Source organism: Aliinostoc maniaoense (genome assembly GCF_058172895.1).
This window is the reverse complement of record NZ_CP187952.1, coordinates 3,759,500-3,782,080: the sequence shown is the minus strand read 5'-3', so window position 1 is coordinate 3,782,080 and position 22,581 is coordinate 3,759,500. Positions and strand designations below refer to the sequence as shown.

The window sequence follows — 22,581 nt, the reverse complement described above, 5'->3', positions numbered from 1 at the left end:
ACCACTGACGGGTTAACGAGAGTGAACCTTTGACGAGGCATCGTGAAGCGGAAATACTGAAACGGCTGAAACAGTAAAAGGGGTGAGATATTCTGCCCTGTCCTCAGAATATAAGACATCAAAACGCCCCCGGTGTATAGAAGGAACGCGCAGTGGTTGTGTCTTTCATGTGTGATATGAAGAAACCCCAATGGAGTCTGACAACTAGAAACGATGCGGTCAGTAAAGCAGGGAGTAATCCCGACTGAACTCTCCAGTGGGAGTAAGATGCTACAAAAAGCGAAAGCTGTGAAGCCGAAAGGCAACGGGAAACCATAACCGCGCAGATAGGTTTAACTAAACCGACCTGAAAGGGTGCAGACGTGTAGCGAGTGAATCCCTTGAAATCAGAGTAATAGGAAACCGAACTGTGCGGGAAAAGTTATGGTGCAATCAACGATTGTGAATGTAACCGACAGGACTACGGACTGGAACAGCATTAACTGGAAAAATGCCTACCGCGTAGTCAGGCGACTCAGACAAAGAATATTCAAGGCAACCAAAGACGGTAACTTTAAGAGGGTACGCAATCTTCAAAAGTTACTCATGAGGAGTTACTCCAACATTATACTTTCCGTGCGACGAGTAACGCAATTAAATCAAGGCAAGAAAACAGCAGGTGTGGACAAATTACTGGTACTGACACCACACGCTAGGGCAACATTGGTAGATATTCTCGCCATGCGCTTACCGTGGAAAGCATTACCAGTGAAGCGGGTATACATCCGCAAATCCAACGGCAAACAACGCCCCCTCGGTATTCCCTGCATCATCGACAGATGTCTTCAGGCAATAGTATTAAACGCCTTAGAACCAAGTTGGGAAGCACAATTCGAGAGAACATCTTACGGTTTCCGCCCCGGCAGAGGTGTACATGACGCGATAGAAAGAGTACACACAATGTCAAAAGCCAACTCCACTACTAGTTGGGTGGTTGATGCCGACATTGAAGGTTGCTTTGATAACATCGCCCATGCACCGCTCATGCAAGCCATTGGGAACTTCCCCGCACGGCAGTTAATACACCAGTGGTTAAAAGCGGGATATGTAGACAAGGGCGTGTTTTACGATACAGAAATGGGCGTACCCCAAGGTGGAATCATTTCCCCACTACTCGCAAATATTGCATTGCATGGTATGGAAGCAGCATTGGGTATCAGATACGATAAACACGGTCATAAAATCGGACATCGTGGTCTGGTACGCTACGCTGATGATTTGGTAGTTTTCTGCAAAACTCAAGAGGATGCCCACAGGGTGGTTGATATCTTGTCCGACTGGATGAAAACTAAAGGGTTGGCTTTATCAGAGTCCAAAACCCAAATAGTACATCTAACTGTGGGATTTGATTTTCTGGGGTTTAACATCAGATGGTATCAAGACAAAAATACCTTAACGGGACGGAAAGTATTAATCAAGCCCAGCAAGAAATCTTTGCAAGATGTCCGAGACCAGATTCGGCAAGTTTGGCTAGAGAATAAAAGCCAGAATGTCAATTATCTCATAGGTAAGCTCAACCCGATAATTCGCGGTGTTGCTAATTACTATCGGACAGTTGTTTCCTCACATATATTCGCCAAGTTAGACAGATGGATGTATGTGCGACAGCAACGGTACGCCAAGAGAATGCACCCAAATAAAAGCTCTCATTGGCGCATTCCTCGCTATTGGGGGAACTTTAACTTGGATAGAAATGACTATTGGGTGTTTGGGGACAAACGTTCTGGTCAATATCTACTCAAGTTTAGTTGGTTTAATATCAAACGGCATACTTTGGTGAAAGGGGATGCTTCTCCTGATGACCAACAGTTACGTGTTTACTGGGAGCATCGACGCAAGAATCAATCTCGCTGTTTGATTCCCAGTTACCAAAAGTTAGCCCGAAGACAAGGGTATAAGTGTCCTATTTGTGGCGAGTCTCTGTTTAACAATGAGTCGCTACATAAACACCATAAAATCCCTTGTGCTGCTGGCGGTAATGATAGCTACTCTAATTTAGAGTTGGTGCATTTCTACTGTCACCAACAAATACACTCAGTAGGGCGCAAGTCTGAAGATGAGGTGTTTGTGCCAACACAAAATTGCTTTCATCCACCGATACACTCAGTAGGATTATTAGATGAATCTGAAGACGAGGTATTTAGTCTTTGGTAAGCGTTCGGGTTTGCTAAAGCCGGATGCAGGGTAACTTGCTTGTCCGGTTTGTCGGGGGGAAGGGGATTGCAACATCCCTGCCCTACCCTCTAAACTTTAGGTTGGTTGCTGTATCTACTAAAGTTACGTCGTTTCCACAAACCATTACCCCGCAAGGGGACTGAAACAATATCTTATTAATATGTTTGCTAGCTTATTAAGTCAAGTTTCCACAAACCATTACCCCGCAAGGGGACTGAAACGTGCTAGATTGCGACTCAATCAACTAAAAACAGGTGTTTCCACAAACCATTACCCCGCAAGGGGACTAAAACTCGCCGTTCTGTAGGCCTTGGTGCTAGGTGTTGTACTCTCGCTGCTAACACAACGGCAATATTGCAGGAGGAAAATCCACACTGCAATTTGCCTCCCCTACGTATCTGTTCAATAATCAAATATGATTCCTATATGTCTTCTTATTCTTAACTTGTCATCAACGATTTGGGAATACTAAATCCATCAGAAATGGTGAGGATTTAGCTGTATGGTTAGTGCTGTTGCTAGTATTCTTGGATATCGCATCATTGAAGAACTCTACAGTGGTTCTAGAACCCAAGTTTATCGAGCAGTGAGAGAATCTGACTCAGTACCAGTAGCGATTAAATTACTGAAAAATCCTTTTCCTAGCTTTCATGAACTCTTGTCGTTTCGCAATCAGTACACCATTGCGAAAAATCTCCATTCACCTTCGATTATTCAAACCTATAGCCTCGAACCCTTTCAAAATGGCTATATCCTAGTTATGGAAGACTTTGGGGGAATTTCTCTGAATGATTATTTCGCCCAAAATCAAAATTCTGCGTTTTTAAAAGAGTTTTTAGTGATAGCGATCGCTTTGTGCGATACCTTAAATATACTCTACCGCGATCGCATCATTCATAAAGATATCAAACCCAGCAATATATTAATTAATCCCGAAACTAAACAAGTTAAATTAATTGACTTTAGCATTGCATCTTTACTACCACGAGAAACCCAAACACTAGTCAATCCTAATGTTTTAGAAGGGACATTAGCTTATATATCTCCCGAACAAACAGGGAGAATGAATCGCGGGATTGATTATCGCACAGACTTCTATTCTTTGGGTGTGACTTTTTATGAATTACTCACAGGAGAATTACCTTTTGCATCAAATGACCCAATGGAATTAGTACATTCTCATTTAGCAAAAGTCCCAGAAAAGTTAAGTAATCCCAAAACAGAACTTCCTTCAGTTCTGGGTGAGATTGTCATGAAATTGATGGCGAAAAATGCTGAAGATAGATATCAAAGTGCATTAGGGTTAAAGTTTGACTTAGAAAATTGTTTACAGCAGCTAGAAGCAACTGGTGAAATTAAATCCTTTGAAATAGCAACAAAGGACGTGTGCGATCGCTTCATCATTTCTGATAAACTCTATGGACGAGAAGCTGAAGTTAAAACCCTGCTGACAGCCTTTGATAGAGTCAGCCAGGGTGCAACCGAAATGATGCTCGTCGCTGGTTTCTCTGGAATTGGCAAAACGGCGGTTGTCAATGAAGTTCACAAACCAATTGTTAGACAACGCGGTTATTTTATTAAAGGGAAATATGACCAATTTGGGCGCAATATTCCCTTCAGTGCCTTTGTGCAAGCATTCCGAGATTTAATGTCCCAATTGCTAACTGAAAGCGATGTTCAAATAGAGCAATGGAAAACCAAAATCTTAAATGCTATAGACGAAAATGGACAAGTAATTATTGAAGTCATCCCTGAATTATCAAGAATTATTGGTGAACAACCAAAAGCTGTGGAATTATCAGGAACAGCAGCGCAAAATAGATTTAATTTATTATTTCATAAATTTACTCAAGTCTTTGCCAGTGCAGAACATCCCCTAGTGATGTTTTTAGATGATTTGCAATGGGCAGATTCAGCATCACTGAACTTAATCCAGCTATTAATGGTTGATACAAGTCATCTGTTCATCATTGGTGCATACCGTGATAACGAAGTCAGCCCAGGACATCCATTAATGTTGACATTGGGTGAAATTATTAAAAAACAAGCAACAATTAATACGATTACTTTATTACCACTAAGTCAAGAGCAAGTAAATAAATTAGTTGCTGACACTCTCAAATGCACAGAAAGTTTAGCCTGGAATCTTTCTGTATTGCTTTATCAAAAAACTCAAGGTAATCCATTTTTCGTCACCCAGTTTCTCAAAGCATTATATCAAGATGGATTAATTAGATTTTCTCCCCTGGGAGGCTGGGAATGTGACATTGCACAAGTGGCAACTCAAGCGGTTACAGATGACGTTGTGGCTTTTATGAGTTTTCAATTGCGAAAACTACCGCTATCAACTCAACAAGTCATCAAATTAGCAGCTTGTATTGGTAACTCTTTTGATTTAGCAACTTTAGCTATTGTTTCAGAACAATCAGAAATTGAAACAGCATCTGCTTTGTGGAAAGCATTACAAGAAGGATTAATTTTACCTATTAGTGAAGTTTATAAATTTTATCAACAAGACTCATCAGTCAAAGGGAATTTGTCATTTGTAGAAGAAGTAAAACAAGAACAAATGATAGTTGAATACAAATTTTTACATGACCGAGTACAACAAGCAGCTTATTGTTTGATTCCACCCCAAGAAATACAATCTGTTCACTTAAAGATTGGGCAATTACTTCTAAACAATACACCAGCAGCCAACCTAGAAGATGGCATTTTTGCGATCGTCAATCAACTAAATCTGGCAAAAGAATTACTCACCCAATCCGCAGAACGTCAAGCCTTAGCGGAGTTCAACCTTTTAGCAAGTCGCAAAGCCAAAATTGCCACAGCCTATGTTGCAGCTTTTCAATATGCCGAGAAAGGTATAGATGTACTGGCTGAAGACAGTTGGCAAACTCAATATAAGTTGACTTTGGAACTGCATCAAATAGCGGCAGAAACATCTCATCTGATTGGTGATTTGCAACAGATGCAAACATTTACTAACCTGGTTCTCGACCATGCCAAAACGCCATTAGATATGGTCAGTGTGTACGAGGTGATAATTGAGGCGTTCACTACTCAGGGTCAGATTGCCGATGCGATCGCTGCTACAATTACTATTCTTGGGCAACTACAAGTGGAATTGCCTTCAGAACCTAGTCAAGCAGATGTCACAGCTGCTTTTGATGCTGTTTCTCATATTCTTGAGGGACGCTCACCTGCTGAATTACTCAACCTCCCACCTGCAACAGATATCAACATTCTGGCAGCAGCACGAATTTTAACATCAGTAGCACCTGCGGCTTATGTATCTCAGCCGCTCTTATATTTAGTGGTGATTTTAAAAAAGGTTTATCTATCGGTTGTCTACGGCAATGAGTCAACATCACCCTTTACCTATGCTTCTTATGGAATATTACTATGTGGTATCGTAGGCAACTTGGAATTAGGCTATGAATTTGGTCAGTTAGCCCTTGATTTACTATGTCGAGATCCCAATTCTCAATTCAAAGGCAAAACTTTATCACTGATCTATCTTTACACTAGACATGGAAAAACGCATTTGCGTGAGACTTTACAACCTTTACAAAATGCTTATTCTAGTTGTTTGGATGTAGGCGATTTTGCTTTTAGTGGTTATTGTGCGTATAACTACGTATTATATTCCCGTTTTGCTGGAGAAAATTTAACTCAGCTAGAAGTAGAATCTGATGCCTATTGTCAAGCACTCGCTCACCTCAAGCAAAATCTCACTCTTACTTATTGTCTATTAGCTCGGCAAATTATCCTGAACTTAACGGGAGATGCAGATAATCCCGTGGTTTTGAGTGGTACAGCTTACAATGAACAGGAACAATTGCTATTGCATGAAGCAGCAGGCGATCGCACTGGATTAGCATTGCTGTGGATTAACAAACTAATTATTTCCTATCTATTTGGCGAGTTTGCCCCAGCCGCACAACAAGCCCAACAAGCAAGACAGTATTTAGATGCTGTTATGGCTTTTGTTTATGTACCGATCTTTCATTTTTATGAGTCTTTAGCGCAATTGGCAGTGTTTAAACAACTCTCAGTGTCAGAACAACAGCAGATAGAAGAACGCATTGTTAGTAACCAAGAAATTCTCAAATACTGGGCAACGCACGCACCCATAAATTTCCAACACAAATACGATCTGGTAGCAGCAGAGTGGTATCGAGTGTTGGGCAATCGACAAGAAGCAATGGAATTTTATGATCGTGCTATTGCTGGAGCAAAAGCTAACGGCTATATCCAAGAAGAAAGCCTTGCCAACGAACTCGCCGCAAAGTTTTATCTCGACTGGGGCAAAGAACGAATTGCTGAGGAATACATAATTCAAGCCTACTACGGTTATGCTTGTTGGGGCGCAAAAGCCAAAGTTGCTGATTTGGAAAGACGCTATCCCCAACTACTTGCCCCCATCTTCCAGCAAACTCAATCTCCTATCTCCACAGAAGAAACTATCTTTGCATTAGGGAATAGCACCAGCACCTCCACTAGTTCCCATCCTTCTAGTAGCAGCGTGTCTACATCTCTTGATTTAGGGGTCATTTTCAAAGCTTACCAAACCATTTCCAGTGAAATCGAATTAGAAAAATTGCTCTCGGTACTGCTTTCTATCGTGATTAAAAATGCTGGATCTGATCGATGTGTATTCATGATGCCGCAGTCCGATCAACTGCAAATTCAAGCTTTGGCCAAGCTTTCTGGTAATAACATCGATTTTTATCCTATGCTGCTCAACCCACAGCCTGTTGAGGACTCAGTTGATGTACCAGTTGGCTTAATTCATACTGTCAAACGCAGTTTCAAACCAATAGTAATTGCGGATGCCAGGGTACATCCCCAATTTATCAATGACCCCTATATTCAGCAACAGCAGCCTAAAAGTATTTTGTGTAGTCCGATTTTGTATCAAGGCAAGCTGATGGGCATTTTATATCTGGAAAATAGTTTAGTAACGGGAGCGTTTACGAGCGATCGCGTCGAACTCCTGAATTTACTTTGCACTCAAGCGGCAATTTCCCTAGAAAATGCTCGAATGTATGAAAATTCCCAGAACTATGCCCAACAATTGACACAATCTCTCACGCAATTGCAGGCTAATGAAATCCGCTTTCAAAATTTGGCAAATAATATTCCGGGTATGGTATACCAATTCCATCTGGCCGCGGATGGTACTACTTCTACACCCTACGTTAGTTCTGGTTGTTGGGACTTGTATGAGTTAGATCCAAATTTGGTAATGGCAGGGATACATAATCTTTATACCATGCACCATCCTGACGATCACGCAGCAATGGTAGAAGCCATCACCGACTCTGCACAAAATCTCACACCTTTTAAACAAGAATGTCGCCTTGTCTTGCCTTCGGGAAGGGTAAAATGGGTGCAATTTGCTTCTCGGCCAACGCGACAAGCCGATGGGGTAATTGTATGGGATGGGGTAGTGATTGACATTAGCGATCGCAAACAAGCTGAGAAATCTTTCAGACTGACTCAGTTTGCCATCGATCGCTCCAGCGTGCCGATCTGGTGGGTTAAACCGAGCGGACAGATTTCTTATGTTAATGATGCCGCCTGCGACGATCTAGGCTATTCTCGAACTGAGATTTTGCAAAAATGCGTGTGGGACTTCAACCCAGAACTTTCGTCGGAAATTTGGGAAAAGCATTGGCAGGAGCTTAAGCAGAAGGGTTCATTTGTCTTTGAGGCTTACAATTTCAACAAATCAGGGCATAGTTATCCGGTTGAAGTAACGGTTAACTACCTTAAACTGGAAGGCGAAGAATACAACTGTGCATTTGTCAAAAATATTAGCGATGCCTATCGGCAAGCTGCGCAACGCAAACAGGCTGAACTTGCCTTGCAACAAGCACAATTACAAATAATTCAAAGTGAGAAAATGTCTGCTTTGGGTAACTTAGTTGCTGGTGTAGCTCACGAAATGAATAATCCTTTGGGTTTTATTGCTGCCAGTATCAAACAAGCTAAACCCACCTTTACTGATATTTTTGAACACTTAAAACTCTATCAAGAAACTTTCCCAAATAAAAGTGAAGAAATCGAAGACCATGCCCAAGAAATTGACTTGGAATATAGCTTAGAAGACTTGCCCAAAATGCTTGATTCCATGACTTTGGCGTGCGATCGCCTGAAAAATATCAGCACTAGTTTACGTACTTTCTCTCGTGCTGATCGAGATTACAAAGTGCGATTTAATATTCACGAAGGCATTGATAGTACAATTTTGATTCTCAAACATCGTCTGAAAGCTAACGAGCAACGGCCAGCAATTGAAGTTATCACAAACTATGGTAGTTTACCACAAATAGAATGTTTTCCTGGGCAATTAAATCAGGTATTTATGAATATTCTTGCTAATGCTATTGATGCTTTAGAAGAGTCGAATCTTGGACGAAATATGGCAGATATTCAAGCCAATCCTAACCGAATTACTATTACCACTGAGCTAGAGAATAATCTTGTTAAAATTGCGATCGCTGACAATGCTAAGGGGATGAGTGAAGATATTAAACAAAAGATATTTGACAATTTATTTACGACGAAAGCTGTCGGCAAAGGCACGGGGTTAGGATTGGCGATCGCTCGGCAAATTGTTGAAGAAACTCACGGTGGAAAACTAAGTTGCAAATCTGTTCTGGGCGAAGGAACAGAATTTTTAATTGAAATTCCAGTGTAAATTGCAGCTACACAAAAAAACCCTGCTTCCTACTGCTCAAAATCAACTTTGAGGGAATTATAACAATGAGATAAATTCCCTAGATGCTTTTGACTAATAATATGACACTGGCGGCAAGCACCTACGTAAATCCATTACCCGACATTCCTGGCTATGAAATCGTTGAGCAATTATATCTGGGTTCTCGAACGGTTGTTTATCAAGCAGTGGAAGAATTAAGCCAGCGTCAGGTTGTCACAAAATTGTTGCAATAAGATTATCCCAGCTTTAGTGAATTGTTAGCCAAATACCAGAAGCGATCGCGCAAATTGTCGCTAAGTTGATGAGCAAAAATGCCGAAGACCTCTACCAAACTGCTTTAGACAACAGGGCTAAATGTAGCCTTATCATTCATAATGCAGTTTTCTGCACTATTTATTACATAATTATTTACTACACAGCGATGAATAGTGCATTTTGATGTGCAGAAAAGACCAATGCAAAATTGCTACAGTTTTTTTACTCTGTATTGTGGAGTCTATTGATCCTTTGATGCCATCTTATGGTAAATAAAAATTGCTTCTATTCAGTAATAATCGCAAATTTAGGCAACAATAACCTATTTTTTGCGTCATTACGACCATAATATTCATCTAGCGTGTTTATACGAGGTTTTACACGTCTATAAAGCGTTTTGTAGATTATTGCCGATAGTGGGGTAGAACATCCTCATCAAGCTTTAATTTTCATTGCGATTTGCGTAAATCCTCGCATAACTACTGATAACTAGAAATAACATTCAATTTTTTTGGCTAAAGTATGTCTGGTAAATTTTTAACTCCATTTCAACGCAAGCTATTGTTAAAAAATCTGGAAGAAGATTTACCTGAGTTATATCGCCAGCGTATCCAAATTATGTTGCTGGCTGATGAAGGAAAATCACAAACAGAAATTTGTCGTACATTAGGATGCTGTGCAGCTACAGCACGACATTGGATACATATTGCTCGTAGTGGTATGGCGCACCAGTGGGAAACTTCACGAATTGGTCGTCCTAAAGCGGTTAATGAAGAGTATTTAAACCGTTTAAAACAGTTAGTAAACGCTGACCCTCGTGATTATGGTTATGGTTTTCGACGTTGGACAGCGAACTGGTTAAACAAACATTTAGCCCAAGAATTTGGAGTGAAAGTCAGTGATTGTCATATCAAACGCTTACTCAAACAAATGGGATTATCCACAAAACCTAAAACTCCAAATTTACCAGGTAACACAATACCAAAAGCTCAAAGTTCACAAATTTTTATTACAGATATCTCATCTGAAAATCTTCTAGATACCAGTGAAATATTACCAATTCACTTCATAAAATTCGAGACTAAATCCTAACTTTATGGTGCAAAATTCATCTATCACCAGCGTTTCTTTAGAACTGCTGAGAAATACCCTTGGTTATCCTGTTGCAGAAGTAGAATTACAAACCTATCAACAGAAATTTCAATATTTAGAACCAAAAATAGGAAAATTTTTTTCAGGAAGTGGGGTTGAAAGTGGTCTTTATATAGTTTTATCTGGCAAAGTTAGGTTATTAGATGAGACGGGAGAATTAATTAGTACCTTAGAAGTTGGAGGAGTATTTGGACATTTTACCTTGTTTCCTGATGACAACTTTATTCCTTACACAGCTAGAGCTAGTAAAAATCTGCAACTGTGTTTGATTCCCGGTGAAGTTGTTGCTCATTTGATGACAAAATATCCCGAAATCAATCAATATTTAATCACTCAAGCTAAAGCTGTAAATTCTCTGTTACTCAACTCTAATGAGGCAGAAGAACAGCAAATATTACCGACACCAACGCCATCTTTAACTAAGGCTAAACCAGAGAAAAAGATTAATAAAGCTTACTTTCCAACTCCTACGGAGAGGGTTCGTCATCTATTACAACGAGTAACTCGACGCTTTCCTTTTTTTGCCCAACAGAGTGGTTCTGACTGTGGTGCGGCTTGTCTAGTAATGGTGGCGCGTTATTGGGGTAAGCAATTTAGTGTGAACCGCTTGCGAGATATTGCTAATGTTGACCGGAATGGGGCTTCTTTACGGGGTTTAACAGTAGCGGCGGAAAGTTTAGGTTTGAATACTAGGCCTGTGAAAGCTAGTTTTAATCAATTGGCAAAGCAAAAATTACCTGCTATTGTCCATTGGGAAGGGAAGCATTATATCGTTGTTTATGAAATTAACAGTAAACACGTAATTGTTGCCGATCCTGCTATTGGTCAGCGCACTCTCACACATCGACAATTCCAAGCAGACTGGACTGGTTATGCACTGTTATTAGAACCAACAGCTTTATTTAAAGATGCTCAAGAAATTACTACACCATTTTGGCAATTTTTTGAGTTAGTCAAGCCCCATTCAGTGGTGATTTTAGAAGTATTTATTGCTTCGATTTTTATTCAGATATTTGGACTGATTACCCCGCTATTTACCCAGTTAATTTTAGATAGTGTAGTGGTGCAAGGTTCACAACTCACCTTAACGGCGATCGGGTTGGGCTTGATGATTTTTAGCCTTTTTCGTGTAGCTATAATTGGCTTAAGGCAATATCTGTTAGACCACACTGCTAATAGAATAGATGTTGCCTTGGTAGTAGCATTTATTCGGCACGTTTTACAGCTACGTCTGAGTTTTTTTGAAACCCGTTATGTAGGAGATATTATTTCTCGTTTACAAGAAAATACTAAAATCAAAAGATTTCTTTCTGGGGAGGCATTATCAATTGTCTTAGACTTAATTACTGTTGTGATTTATCTAGGATTAATGTTTTGGTACAGTTGGCGCATGGCTTTGCTATCTTTGATAATTGTGCCGCCATTTTTTTTGTTGGCGTTGATAGCTACACCATTTTTACAAAGGATTTCTAGAGAAATATTTCAGGCTGTAGCAAAAGAAAGTAGTTATTTAATTGAGGCATTGACTGGTATAAGTACAGTCAAATCTACAGCAGTAGAGCAAACTGTGCGTTGGCATTGGGAGGAGTTATTACAAAAGTCAGTCAAAACCAGTTTTTCTGGACAAATGATTGGCAATCGATTGCAAATTTTTAGTAATACGATTGAAGCTGTTGTATCTACTGCCTTATTGTGGTATGGAGCGTATTTAGTCATTGAACAGCAATTAACCATTGGGCAATTAGTAGCATTTAATATGTTGCTAGGTAATATTATTCGCCCTTTCCAAAGATTAACTGTGCTGTGGAATGAGTTACAGGAAGTGATTATTGCTGCTGAGCGGATTAATGATGTATTAGATACAGATTTAGAAGAAGATTTAAGAATAGAGATAAAGCAAAATTTACCGATAATCAAAGGTAAAGTTTGCTTTGAAAATGTCACATTCCGTTATCATACAGAAAGCGAGCTAAATATTTTAGAAAATCTCAGTTTCACAATTAAACCCGGACAGATGGCTGCTTTGGTAGGGCGTAGTGGTTCGGGAAAAACAACGATTTCTAAGTTAGTTCTAGGTTTGTATCCGCCTACAGATGGCAGAATTTTAATTGATGGTCATGATATGACTAATATCTCTTTACATTCTCTACGCCAGCAGGTGGGAGTAGTTGATCAAGATACTTTTTTGTTTGGAAATACCATCCGAGAAAATATTAGTTTGGCACATCCTCAAGCAAGTTTAGCTGAGATTATGGAGGCTGCTAAATTAGCTGGTGCAGATGAATTTATTCAAAAGTTACCTATGGGTTATGAAACTCAAATTGGTGAAGGTGGTGGGCTGTTGTCTGGTGGACAAAGGCAAAGAATTGCGATCGCACGAGCTTTGTTAGGTAATCCTCGACTGTTGATTTTAGATGAAGCTACTTCCCATCTTGATACTGAGTCCGAGAGGATTATCCAACAAAATCTGAAAACTATTCTTCAGGGAAGAACTTCTTTAGTAATTGCCCATCGTCTATCTACTATCAAAAACGCAGATTTGATTTTGGTTCTAGATAGAGGTGTATTGATTGAAAGTGGTAATCATGAGGAGTTGATGGCGAAGCGTGGACATTATTTCTACCTCAATCAGCAGCAATTTGGAGGGCAGGAGTAGGGAGGGGGGCAGGGAGTAGGGGGTAGGGAGCAGGGGGCAGGGGGCAGGGGGCAGGGGGCAGGGGGCAGGGGGCAGGGAGCAGGGGCAGAGAGTTTTTTTAGGAGGGATTATGGCGAATTTATGGAATGGTAGGGTGACAGAAGAAGTTGAGCAGGAAGAGGTAATATCTGCATCGATAGTGGAGGCTAATACAGATTGGTCTTTTGCTACTAAGGATTTATTAGATAGTGTACCGCAGGTTTGGACTAGGGGTTTACTGTATTTTTTGGTGGTGTTTGTGTCTGTGGTTTTACCTTGGGCGATGTTATCTCAGGTGGATGAAACAGGAACGGCTGCGGGTAGAATTGAACCTCAAGGTAAAACAATTAGGTTAGATAGTGCGGTTTCTGGAACTGTGAAAGAAATCCGAGTTAGAGAGGGTGAGGTAGTTAATCAAGGACAGACTTTACTGTTGTTAGATACAGATTTAATTCAAGCAGAATTACGACAAATACAAGATAAATTAGAGGGGCAATTAAACAGGCGATCGCAGTTAAAATCTTCTCAAAATCAATTAGTCGTCGCTTTTACTACTCAGCAGCAACAAAATCAATCTCAAGCATTAGAAAAACAATCCCAAATTGACCAAGCCAAGCAAAATTTAATTGCTTTAAATAATGCCTATGAGTTACAAAAATCCGAAAAAATGGCTCAAGTAAATCAGGTAAAACAAAATTTAGAACATAGTAAAACTGCTAGTAGTTTAATTGCCAGTAGTTTAGCGATCGCCCAACAAGAACAAGCCAGATATCGTAAACTCTATCAAGAAGGAGTCATCCCAGAAGTTAATTTTGTAGAGAAGCAAGAAATAGCAAAAGAAAAGCAAAAATTATTTGAACAAAGTCAGTCAGATATTCAACAAGCCAAGCTACGTGTAGCAGAACAGCAGAGTAGTTATGAGCGAATTGTCAAACAAGGAAAAGCAGATATTACCCAAGCACAATTACGCCTGAATGAACAACAACGCAGTTATCAAACCTTAACTCGTTCGGCTCAATTAGCCTTATTACGAATTGAGGAACAGCAAAAGAATCTCGAAACAGAAATTACCACACTCAATGCAGAAATTGCCCAGACTCAAAGACAGATTGAAAGCTTAAATATTCAATTAGCACAACGGGAATTAAAAGCACCAGAGAGCGGAAGTATATTTCAATTACCTATTACCAAAGCTGGTGCTGTAGTTGAACCGGGAACAATGGTGGCAGAAATCGCGCCTGTTGGTTCAGCGTTAATAATTCGGGCGCAAATGCCAACTACAGAAAGTGGTTCTTTGCGGAAAGGATTACCAGTTAAACTCAAGTTTGATGCTTATCCTTTCCAAAAGCATGGTGTAGTAGAAGGAGAATTAATTGATATTTCTCCTACTACTATAGAAGTGGATACTGCTAATGGTAAAGTTGCAGCTTATAACTTAGAAATTGCTCTCAAACAACATTGTATTAAGAGTGATAATAAGTGCATTCCTCTCCGTCCAGGAGAGACAGCAAGGGCAGAAGTAATTGTGCGTCAAAGACGAATTATTGATTTTCTACTTGACCCATTTAGACAATTACAAGCAGGTGGTTTGAAGTTATAGGTTACTCTCGGAATTTTAGATTTTAAATTTTGGGTTGGGGATGGAATCTAAAATCTAAACTTGGTTTACTAATAACTAAAAATCAAATAGTTTTTGTAGTCTTTCATGAATAAAATGCGGAGAAAAATTGTGCCACAATCTATGAGTATCACCAATAATGATCTTGTACAGCAAATCAAAATATCAGGTCATATACCTGATATCATTCAGCAGATTATCATGCGGAGAGTTATTGAAACATCTGCGGCTGAAGTAGGTATCAAAATTGAGACAGAAGAACTACAAAAAGCAGCAGATAAAATGCGGTTGGTAAATAATCTCCTCAATGCTGAAGACACTTGGAAATGGCTAGAAAAACATCATTTATCTCTAGATGATTTTGAACATATTGTTTATACAAATTTAGTTTCGAGTAAGCTGGCTGCTCACTTATTTACAAATCAAGTTGAACCATACTTTTATGAGCGTCAACTTGATTATCAAGGTGCAGTGATGTATGAGGTGATGTTAGATGATGAAGATTTAGCTTGGGAACTTTTTTATGCAATTAAAGAAGATGAAACGAGCTTCTTTGATGTTGCTCACAAATATATTCAAGATATAGAATTACGCCGTAAATGTGGATATATGGGGTTAGTCCATCGTCAAGATTTAAGTGTCGAAGTTTCTAGTGCTGTGTTTGCAGCTAAACACCCACAGCTTTTAAAGCCTATTCTGACAGCTAAAGGTGTGCATTTAATTTTTGTAGAGGAGATTGTGCAAAGACAACTAGATGAAAAGTTACGTCAAGAAATTTCTGCACAGTTGTATTATGAATGGCTGAAAACGCAAAGTGAGCAAGTGGAACTTACTCTTGAGCTTGATTAGTGACTGGTAGTAGTAGGGTGCGTCAATAAAAATCTTATTTGATTTTTAAACAGATAGCTAAGTTGTATTAGCACGCACCCTCCAAAGCTTTGGGTGCGTTACTACATATACTTATTTTGTTCCTTGCCAGTTTATGATGTGTAGGCTTGTAAAACAAGTTTGTTGAGCAAGCCTACACACTGACTATTGTATTTATCTACGGATCTATTGTTATATTTATTCCAGTGGTCGTCGTGGTAGTTGTAGTAGTTGAACTACCATCTGAATTAGTAGTAGTTGTTGTTGTTGTTGTTGTGCGACCAATAGTTAATGAACCACTAGTACCTCCTCTGATACCTGTTAAATAGGATGCAGAAAGGTCTTTAAATTCTGTTGGAGTTGATTGCAATTCTGTAATTACAATGTTAGCCATTTGCAAATTTCCTTGTAGTTTACTAATTCAAGATATTGTGTTTACGATGAGATGTTGAATTTCTTCATCTCATTACAAGAATCTCTTATTTATCTGGGAATGGCAATTGCTTTAAATAATAAAAATAAACATAATATCTACTATTTTTAATAGAATTTTTTGGAAAAATAGTGTGTTATTTACTTACTGTAAATATATTTGATAAACCAAGAGTGTTTATGTATAAATACAGTATCATAATTGCTGTAATTAAGCTTAGTTTACCAATATTTTACTACATATAAATTGTAAAAAAACTAAGATTAAGTTCGTAGTAAGGACTTTAGTCCTTATTTGATAACTAAACTTCTCTTTTCTCTAGGAGATGCTTACAGCGAACGAGACGCTGCTCGTAGCTTGCTTGCCCGGAGGGGTACATTACAAACGTTGAATTATTTACCCTGTTCTACTTATACCAATTCTCTATGAAGTTGCGCCAAATAAATGATGTAGAGACGTTGCATGCAACGTCTCTACAGTACAGAATAAAGTGCATCTATGGCTACGCCAGGCAAGCTACATCAAGAAACAGTATTACCGCTATGTAAGGCTTTAAGGATTGTTTTTGGTTTATCTCAAATGTATGGTGACATAAATTAAGGTTTCAGCTTCTCTAGAACTCATTTTACAGAGATGGAAAACAATAAAAAACAACCCAACAAAAGGATTGGGTTGATATAACAGCATGATTTTAACTATTGTTGTGTTATGATGAATTGCTTGTCACTTGAGTTTGATAGATGATCAAAATACTCTTGCTAGAATTGAATTGGACATTGCATACCACAAGTAGATGTACCTTGATGTGAACCTGACAAACCACCTATAATATTTTGGGTTTCTTCTTCAGATAAATCAAATACATCATTGGTTGAATCAACATCATGATTTCGGCGAATGATAGCATTTTTGACAGCATTATCAATTAGATCATTGAGTTCACAAGAAATCTGTTTTTTTCTGTTGTTATGCAACATTTTATTTCCCCTTTAATTGAATATCACCACTTTTAGAGGTACGGCAAAAATAGATATTTCAAGACTGATCTAGAAATATCGTCAAAAAATGAAATCAAACCATGATTTTTTCTGCGGCTTTCTTCAACTCAGAAGAGGCTTCTGGTATGTAAGAAGTTGAGGGTTGATTGGCTATAATTTTTTGCTGTTCTCGTAATTGTGACAAGCGGATATTGCTCCATTGGGTAAGAGCTAAATCCCCCAAACGCGGAGCTAATTTATGCAGTCGCTCTACAGCAGAAATAGCAAGTTTATCTATTTGTATTGAAGCGAGGTAACAATCACAAGCTATATCTATTTCACCTAGTTGCTCATGACATTGAGCAGCCATAAACCAAGCGATCTCTGTTCCTGGTGGCCCTAATCTGGCTGCGGAACGATACATCTGAGCAGCTGCTGCTATTTTACCCTGCTTGATGTAAATTTCTCCCAGTTCTAGACGGTATCTAGGATCAAATTGATCCATCTGGGTGAGTTTGTGCGATCGCTCTTCAGCTAAATCTATATCACCAAGCCACAAAGCTTCTTTCGTTCGACTCTCAAAAACTATATTGAGATTTTCATCAGCTACTATTTTTTCATTGTCATTACTAGCAATTGAAATTAATCTATTTCCATAAAATTCACTCAGATCCATTTCTTGAATAACTTGCTCTTGATCGTTCTTGATAAGCGGTATAAAAACCACCGCTCGGTAATAAATACTCAGTAGGCGAGTATAGGTAAACTCATCTAAGGACGATTTTAAATTCTTCAGTTCTTGTGTAGCTATTTCTCGCCAATATTCTGCCTGTGCTAAATTTCTAAATGTTTTTGCATACTGCACTACCAACTGAAGAGCCGCACCAAATTTTGTTTGAGTTTCAGATGGAGCATAATTAGCAATTAGTTCCAATTCACTTAAGTTTTGAAGTGTGCCAGAGTCAAGATTAATCATTAAACTACACATGGCACGGGAAAAAGCCAAGGCTGCCAATATAGGATCTTGCGCTATTTCTGAAGCTGACATCTCCGGTACATATTCTAATACCGCTTCATCTAAACACAAGCTTTTTAACAGACTTATCACCCTGAACTGAGTAAAGCTTTGTAGTTCTTGATAGTGTGTCAAATATTCACATAACTTATCCCATCTTTCTGTGCGTAAGTCAGTAGGTAGTTCTAAAGGATTTTTAACTTGATACTGTAATAAGCCAGTTTCTCTTAATAGACTTTCTCTAAAGGATGGAGGAAGATTAACCTGAATATTATGCTGAATTGGCCCTGTGCTAATAGGTTTTCCACTAACTAAATTAAGATAATTAAACTCAATTCCATACAGATGAAATGCACCAATATTACAGTCACCTAAATCGATATATGGCCGATTTAACCAATTTACAGGTAAACTATTCAGCATCGACATAATAAATTTTCCTCCACAATAAAAAATTAAAAATTACCTAAAATCTCTTAATTACGGCAAACAACTCCATCCGAGTTATACCAATTTCATGTAAATTGGCACATATTTAGATCCCCCTAAATCCATGCCACTTGCTGCAAGCCGAGAAAGCTGTCTAACTTAGTGACTCTCCTTAAAAAGAGGGACTTTGATTCTTGTTTTCCCCTTTTTCAAGGGGGTTTAGGAGGGATCGAATTATATACAGCTTCATAAAGAATTAGTGATTTTGATGAAATTTATCCACAACAGCAATTTTTAGTGTTGTTGTGGATAAAATCAATGTTGTTTTAGAAAATGAGTTCCATTTTTATGGTTCTCAAAACTGCATCAAATATTGTTCGATAGAAACTCTTATAACATCTGTTGAGTACACCAACAAGCCTTACGAGCAGCAAGACCTCCACGTAAGCTTTTGAAAGCAACAATAGCTGCGGTATTACCTTGTGCAGCTTCAGCTTTTAGATCAACGATTTCTGAGTTTTTGTCAATGTTTAGTTGGTTGATTTTAATTTCAGCCATTGGATTAATTCCTTGTTAGTAAGTTTATTTTGATAGGAAATTGAGTTTTGTTTCTCTTTTCCTATGACTATAATTGCGGATTATTTTATTAAATTCAAGATTTTTTGGCATGATAAAGCAACATAACTATTGTATTTTTATAACTATGGAAAAAGGCTTGTAATGTAGTTTATGATGAGCTACAAAGCCTGGAATTAATTGCTAATTAACCTGTAAGGGGTGAGAATTTATTAAGGTGATATGTGCTAAAAATAGAGCAAAATTACTATAATTAAGCTGTGTTAATGTTTCAGTTCAGCGTAAATTACAGCAGATTCGATCTTTATGAGGTACAGCAACTGATTGAAAAAAGTAATAAGTAATAAAACCAATTCCCAATGGACTATAGCAATCCTATATGAATTGACGATAACCAACACCTAGTCTAGAAGAATTGATCAGATATAGGAATCCGACTTGAATATTGAAATTATTTGCGTAGGTAGGGAACGGGGAACGGGGTTGGGGGAACAGGAAAAGAAGTAACCCAGGTGTACTGAGTTTTTTTCAGAAATCAAATATGATTCCTAGATATATTGGCGTTATCATCACTAGAGACAGTAGTGAAACTGGCGAGGTTTTTGTGTTGCTTGAGAAAGTGTTATTTAGCGAATAGCTTCTAAATCTACAGGTGAACACTGTAAAGAATTATCACAAGTCAAAACTATCAATTGTCCATTGGGACGAACTTGAAATAAAAAATTATCCGCACTATAATTAGCGTTAGGTGTATTAGTACCCGCATAAACAGGATTATATCCTAATAAAACTAGTCCAGAAGATGAAGACTTCAATCTCATTGTTTGATCAACAGCAACAGTTCTATTGATTTCGTGATCAAAATAACGAGTTCTCATACTTCCATAATATCCTTGCATTGTCAGAATACTTTCGTAAATAACGCCATTAACGCTGTATTGTAGTTTCCATTTTCCGTAAACAGGAGAACTAGCTTCTGTTAGTTGAGCAATAGTAAATGATGAAGCTTGAGAAAGTAATTTTGTAGGGGGTATAGCTGGTTTAATAGGAGAATTTTCAGCAGCTACTGGCTTTATACCAGAAAAACTCATTGCTAGTGTTAAAATCACCATTGAAAATTTTTGTTGACGATTCATCTTTCTTTTCTCCTTTGCTTATTTGCAACTAAATTGAGCAATTTTTTCAAAATAATTTATTCATTTTTTAAAAAAATACACAAATTCATTTCTTTTTGTATAAGTACGGATATTACTCAATTTTTATGGAGAATAGTTTAAAGTTTATACTCGTAGTGGAAAATGTAGAAAGATGTAATCTTTTTTGCAGAAAGATGTATTGTCAAAATGGTCATTTTCAGATGAGGCAAATCCTCCTTGATGTTCGTCAATCTCATGCTTAACCCTAATCAAAGCCTTGACATAACTACTCTGCACTACAAAATTTTGTTGGGGATACAGTCTCGGTAATTTTTGTATAAATTAATATCAGTGTCAACATAAGCGATCGCTCCCTTGTCTCCCTTGTCTCCCCCTGCCCCCTGCCCCCTGCCCCCTGCCCCCTGCCCCCTTGCAGTCTTAATTATAAGTCTCTAACCGAACACGATATTATTTGCCATACCGTCTAGGTGTATAGACGCTAACACTAGCATCAATGCGGTTGATGATTTTAGTTTGGCTAGAACCAACAATAATCACTGTTCGCATATCTGCAACATCTGGTGCTAACTCCTCAAGGGTAATTACTTTGATACTCTGTCCTGGTCTGCCGAGATTTCGGGCTAAAATTACGGGAGTGTTGGGGGTTCTGTAACGGAGTAAAATATTTCTGGCATCAGCTAATTGCCAAGTCCGTTCTTTAGAAACAGGATTGTAGAAGGCAATAGCAAAGTCAGCTTCAGCAGCAGCAGCAATCCGTTTTTCAATAATTGACCAGGGTTTTAAAATGTCCGATAGGGAAATCGTACAAAAATCATGACCCAAGGGTGCGCCAACGGCGGCGGCGGCGGCTTGCATGGCGGAAATTCCCGGTGCGACGTGAATATCAATACTGTCCCATTCTGGTTTGTGGTGGTGGTCGAAAACTTCAAATACAGCCGTAGCCATTGCATAGATACCAGGGTCGCCGGAAGAAACTACCACTACATAGCGTCCGGTAGCTGCTAAATCTAAGGCCATTGTTGCCCGTGCAATTTCTTCGCGGTTGTCTGACTCATGGCGTTGTTTTCCTGCTGCGAGAGAACCGACTAAATCTAGATAAGTTTTGTAGCCTACTAAGTCAGTGGCAGATTTGAGAATTTCTTTGACTTCCGGTGACATCCATTGAGAACTGCCGGGGCCTGTACCAATAATTGCTAACTTTCCCTGGGGTTGACCGATGGTGTTGGGGTCTAGGGGTTCGGAAGAAATAGCGATGGCGTACCGCCCACCGTAGGCGATCGCTATCTGCGATAATGAGTCAATTAATTTACCATCTCTACCTGTCGCTGTTAAGGCCAATGTTTCTGCTGCTAACTCTTTAGGGAAAAACCGCATCGGCACACCGTAGAAATCGGCTATGGTGTGGATGTTGGCATAGGGGGCAATAGCAATGGGTGCAAATATGCCGGCGATGGCTGCACTAGCGATGTCTGCGTTAGCTAGTAATGTTTGTACTAAGTCTAGAGTAACATCAGGGTGAGTGATGGCGATCGCAATATTTTTAGGATGATATACCAGACAGTTAGCTGTAGGAGTCACACAGCGTTCTGTGACTTGGATGGTTAAATTGCCATTGGGGTCAATGGGTAACTGACTATGACTTAACCAAGGTGCAGTTCCTTCTAACTTTACCTGCGCCCCTGCTAATAAATCAGAGATAAATTTCTTCGCATCATCTGCGTTAGCTAAATGATACCCAGGGGGAGGTGATAACAAAGCTGTGCGGAAACGAATATCCCCTGTAGTAGTAATTGCTGCTTGGGTATCTAGTACCTCAGCAATGCGCCGTGCTAAATCATTGACTCCATTTAGTCCCCCCAAAAGCGGGACAACTGCGCTACCATCCTCAGCCACCGCTAACAGTGGCGGTTCTTGGCGTTTGTCGGAAATTAGGGGTGCTAGGGTTCTAATGAGAATACCAGCCGCACAAATACCAATTAGAGGTGTGCCGGCGGCGAACAATTCCCGGAGTGTTTCACCGAAATTAGTAAAGCTGATATCAACATCACAGGTGCGTCCTGCTAAACCGTAGAGTGTTGCGCCTGGTAAGACAGTGATGATTTTGCGAGCTAGTGTAACACTATTTTGACTTAAGACTATAACAGCAGGTGCAACCTTGTTCATAAAATTTCTTGAGGTTTAATTAATATTTTGCAAATGTAATTTTTACAGTATTGTTAATGCTATATCTCTATCACAAAATTTTATAGAAATATTGCTTTTATTTTGAATTAGGACTTACGCAACTAGCATATTTTTGATGTAAGATGTGTGACACTGCGAAAGTATGTGAACGTAGTCATGAGACTTATAGCGTCACGCATCAACGATCAATTGTGACACTTACGTAAGCCCTGTTGATATAATATAGGACTCCTATTTGATTTTTGAAAAAAATCCGTACACCTCTAAATTCCTTCTTACCCCAACCCTCTTCCCTTACTA

At 39.0% G+C, this 22,581-nt stretch carries 13 protein-coding genes; 7 read left to right on the top strand and 6 right to left on the bottom strand.

What is annotated here, in order from left to right:
• The first annotated feature begins 423 nt into the window (after nt 1-423).
• The 7 genes from ltrA (at nt 424) to ACPZ3T_RS16460 (ending at nt 15,492) form a co-directional block, all read left to right on the top strand.
• On the top strand, nt 424-2,193 hold the full coding sequence (gene ltrA, locus ACPZ3T_RS16490; RefSeq protein WP_490270564.1) for a group II intron reverse transcriptase/maturase: 1,770 nt from the start codon (nt 424-426) through the stop codon (nt 2,191-2,193).
• 523 nt (nt 2,194-2,716) lie between these two features.
• On the top strand, nt 2,717-8,923 hold the full coding sequence (locus tag ACPZ3T_RS16485) for a trifunctional serine/threonine-protein kinase/ATP-binding protein/sensor histidine kinase (protein WP_490270563.1): 6,207 nt from the start codon (nt 2,717-2,719) through the stop codon (nt 8,921-8,923).
• A 101-nt stretch (nt 8,924-9,024) separates the two neighbouring features.
• Complete coding sequence (locus ACPZ3T_RS16480; protein ID WP_490270562.1) at nt 9,025-9,177, top strand: hypothetical protein; 153 nt, start codon at nt 9,025-9,027, stop codon at nt 9,175-9,177.
• A 544-nt stretch (nt 9,178-9,721) separates the two neighbouring features.
• On the top strand, nt 9,722-10,291 hold the full coding sequence (locus tag ACPZ3T_RS16475) for a helix-turn-helix domain-containing protein (protein WP_490270561.1): 570 nt from the start codon (nt 9,722-9,724) through the stop codon (nt 10,289-10,291).
• 4 nt (nt 10,292-10,295) lie between these two features.
• A complete protein-coding gene (locus tag ACPZ3T_RS16470; protein WP_490270560.1) occupies nt 10,296-13,007 on the top strand; it encodes a peptidase domain-containing ABC transporter in 2,712 nt (903 codons plus the stop codon).
• Nucleotides 13,008-13,116: 109 nt separating this feature from the next.
• A complete protein-coding gene (locus ACPZ3T_RS16465) occupies nt 13,117-14,625 on the top strand; it encodes a beta-barrel domain-containing protein (RefSeq protein WP_490270559.1) in 1,509 nt (502 codons plus the stop codon).
• Nucleotides 14,626-14,754: 129 nt separating this feature from the next.
• A complete protein-coding gene (locus ACPZ3T_RS16460; RefSeq protein WP_490270558.1) occupies nt 14,755-15,492 on the top strand; it encodes a peptidylprolyl isomerase in 738 nt (245 codons plus the stop codon).
• Nucleotides 15,493-15,688: 196 nt separating this feature from the next.
• On the opposite strand, the gene ACPZ3T_RS16455 is transcribed toward ACPZ3T_RS16460, so the two are convergent.
• The 6 genes from ACPZ3T_RS16455 to cobJ form a co-directional block, all read right to left on the bottom strand.
• The gene (locus tag ACPZ3T_RS16455) at nt 15,689-15,904 is read right to left on the bottom strand and encodes a hypothetical protein (protein WP_490270557.1); all 216 of its coding nucleotides are present in this window, start codon (nt 15,902-15,904) and stop codon (nt 15,689-15,691) included.
• A gap of 797 nt (nt 15,905-16,701) precedes the next feature.
• Complete coding sequence (locus ACPZ3T_RS16450; RefSeq protein WP_490270556.1) at nt 16,702-16,920, bottom strand: hypothetical protein; 219 nt, start codon at nt 16,918-16,920, stop codon at nt 16,702-16,704.
• Nucleotides 16,921-17,014: 94 nt separating this feature from the next.
• A complete protein-coding gene (locus tag ACPZ3T_RS16445) occupies nt 17,015-18,364 on the bottom strand; it encodes a tetratricopeptide repeat protein (protein WP_490270555.1) in 1,350 nt (449 codons plus the stop codon).
• Nucleotides 18,365-18,754: 390 nt separating this feature from the next.
• On the bottom strand, nt 18,755-18,922 hold the full coding sequence (locus tag ACPZ3T_RS16440) for a hypothetical protein (protein WP_490270554.1): 168 nt from the start codon (nt 18,920-18,922) through the stop codon (nt 18,755-18,757).
• 644 nt (nt 18,923-19,566) lie between these two features.
• Nucleotides 19,567-20,076, bottom strand: coding sequence for a hypothetical protein (locus ACPZ3T_RS16435; RefSeq protein WP_490270552.1), 510 nt, complete (start codon nt 20,074-20,076; stop codon nt 19,567-19,569).
• Between the two features lie 468 nt (nt 20,077-20,544).
• Entirely contained in the window at nt 20,545-22,260 is a 1,716-nt protein-coding gene (gene cobJ, locus ACPZ3T_RS16430; protein WP_490270551.1) for a precorrin-3B C(17)-methyltransferase, read from the bottom strand.
• Nucleotides 22,261-22,581: the final 321 nt, after the last annotated feature.

Coding starts and splice junctions, on each gene's coding strand:
- ltrA (WP_490270564.1), top strand. CDS start 424: ATGGTGCAATCAACGATTGTGAATGTAACCGACAGGACTACGGACTGG.
- ACPZ3T_RS16485 (WP_490270563.1), top strand. CDS start 2,717: ATGGTTAGTGCTGTTGCTAGTATTCTTGGATATCGCATCATTGAAGAA.
- ACPZ3T_RS16480 (WP_490270562.1), top strand. CDS start 9,025: ATGACACTGGCGGCAAGCACCTACGTAAATCCATTACCCGACATTCCT.
- ACPZ3T_RS16475 (WP_490270561.1), top strand. CDS start 9,722: ATGTCTGGTAAATTTTTAACTCCATTTCAACGCAAGCTATTGTTAAAA.
- ACPZ3T_RS16470 (WP_490270560.1), top strand. CDS start 10,296: ATGGTGCAAAATTCATCTATCACCAGCGTTTCTTTAGAACTGCTGAGA.
- ACPZ3T_RS16465 (WP_490270559.1), top strand. CDS start 13,117: ATGGCGAATTTATGGAATGGTAGGGTGACAGAAGAAGTTGAGCAGGAA.
- ACPZ3T_RS16455 (WP_490270557.1), bottom strand. CDS start 15,904: ATGGCTAACATTGTAATTACAGAATTGCAATCAACTCCAACAGAATTT.
- ACPZ3T_RS16450 (WP_490270556.1), bottom strand. CDS start 16,920: ATGTTGCATAACAACAGAAAAAAACAGATTTCTTGTGAACTCAATGAT.
- ACPZ3T_RS16445 (WP_490270555.1), bottom strand. CDS start 18,364: ATGTCGATGCTGAATAGTTTACCTGTAAATTGGTTAAATCGGCCATAT.
- ACPZ3T_RS16440 (WP_490270554.1), bottom strand. CDS start 18,922: ATGGCTGAAATTAAAATCAACCAACTAAACATTGACAAAAACTCAGAA.
- ACPZ3T_RS16435 (WP_490270552.1), bottom strand. CDS start 20,076: ATGAATCGTCAACAAAAATTTTCAATGGTGATTTTAACACTAGCAATG.
- cobJ (WP_490270551.1), bottom strand. CDS start 22,260: ATGAACAAGGTTGCACCTGCTGTTATAGTCTTAAGTCAAAATAGTGTT.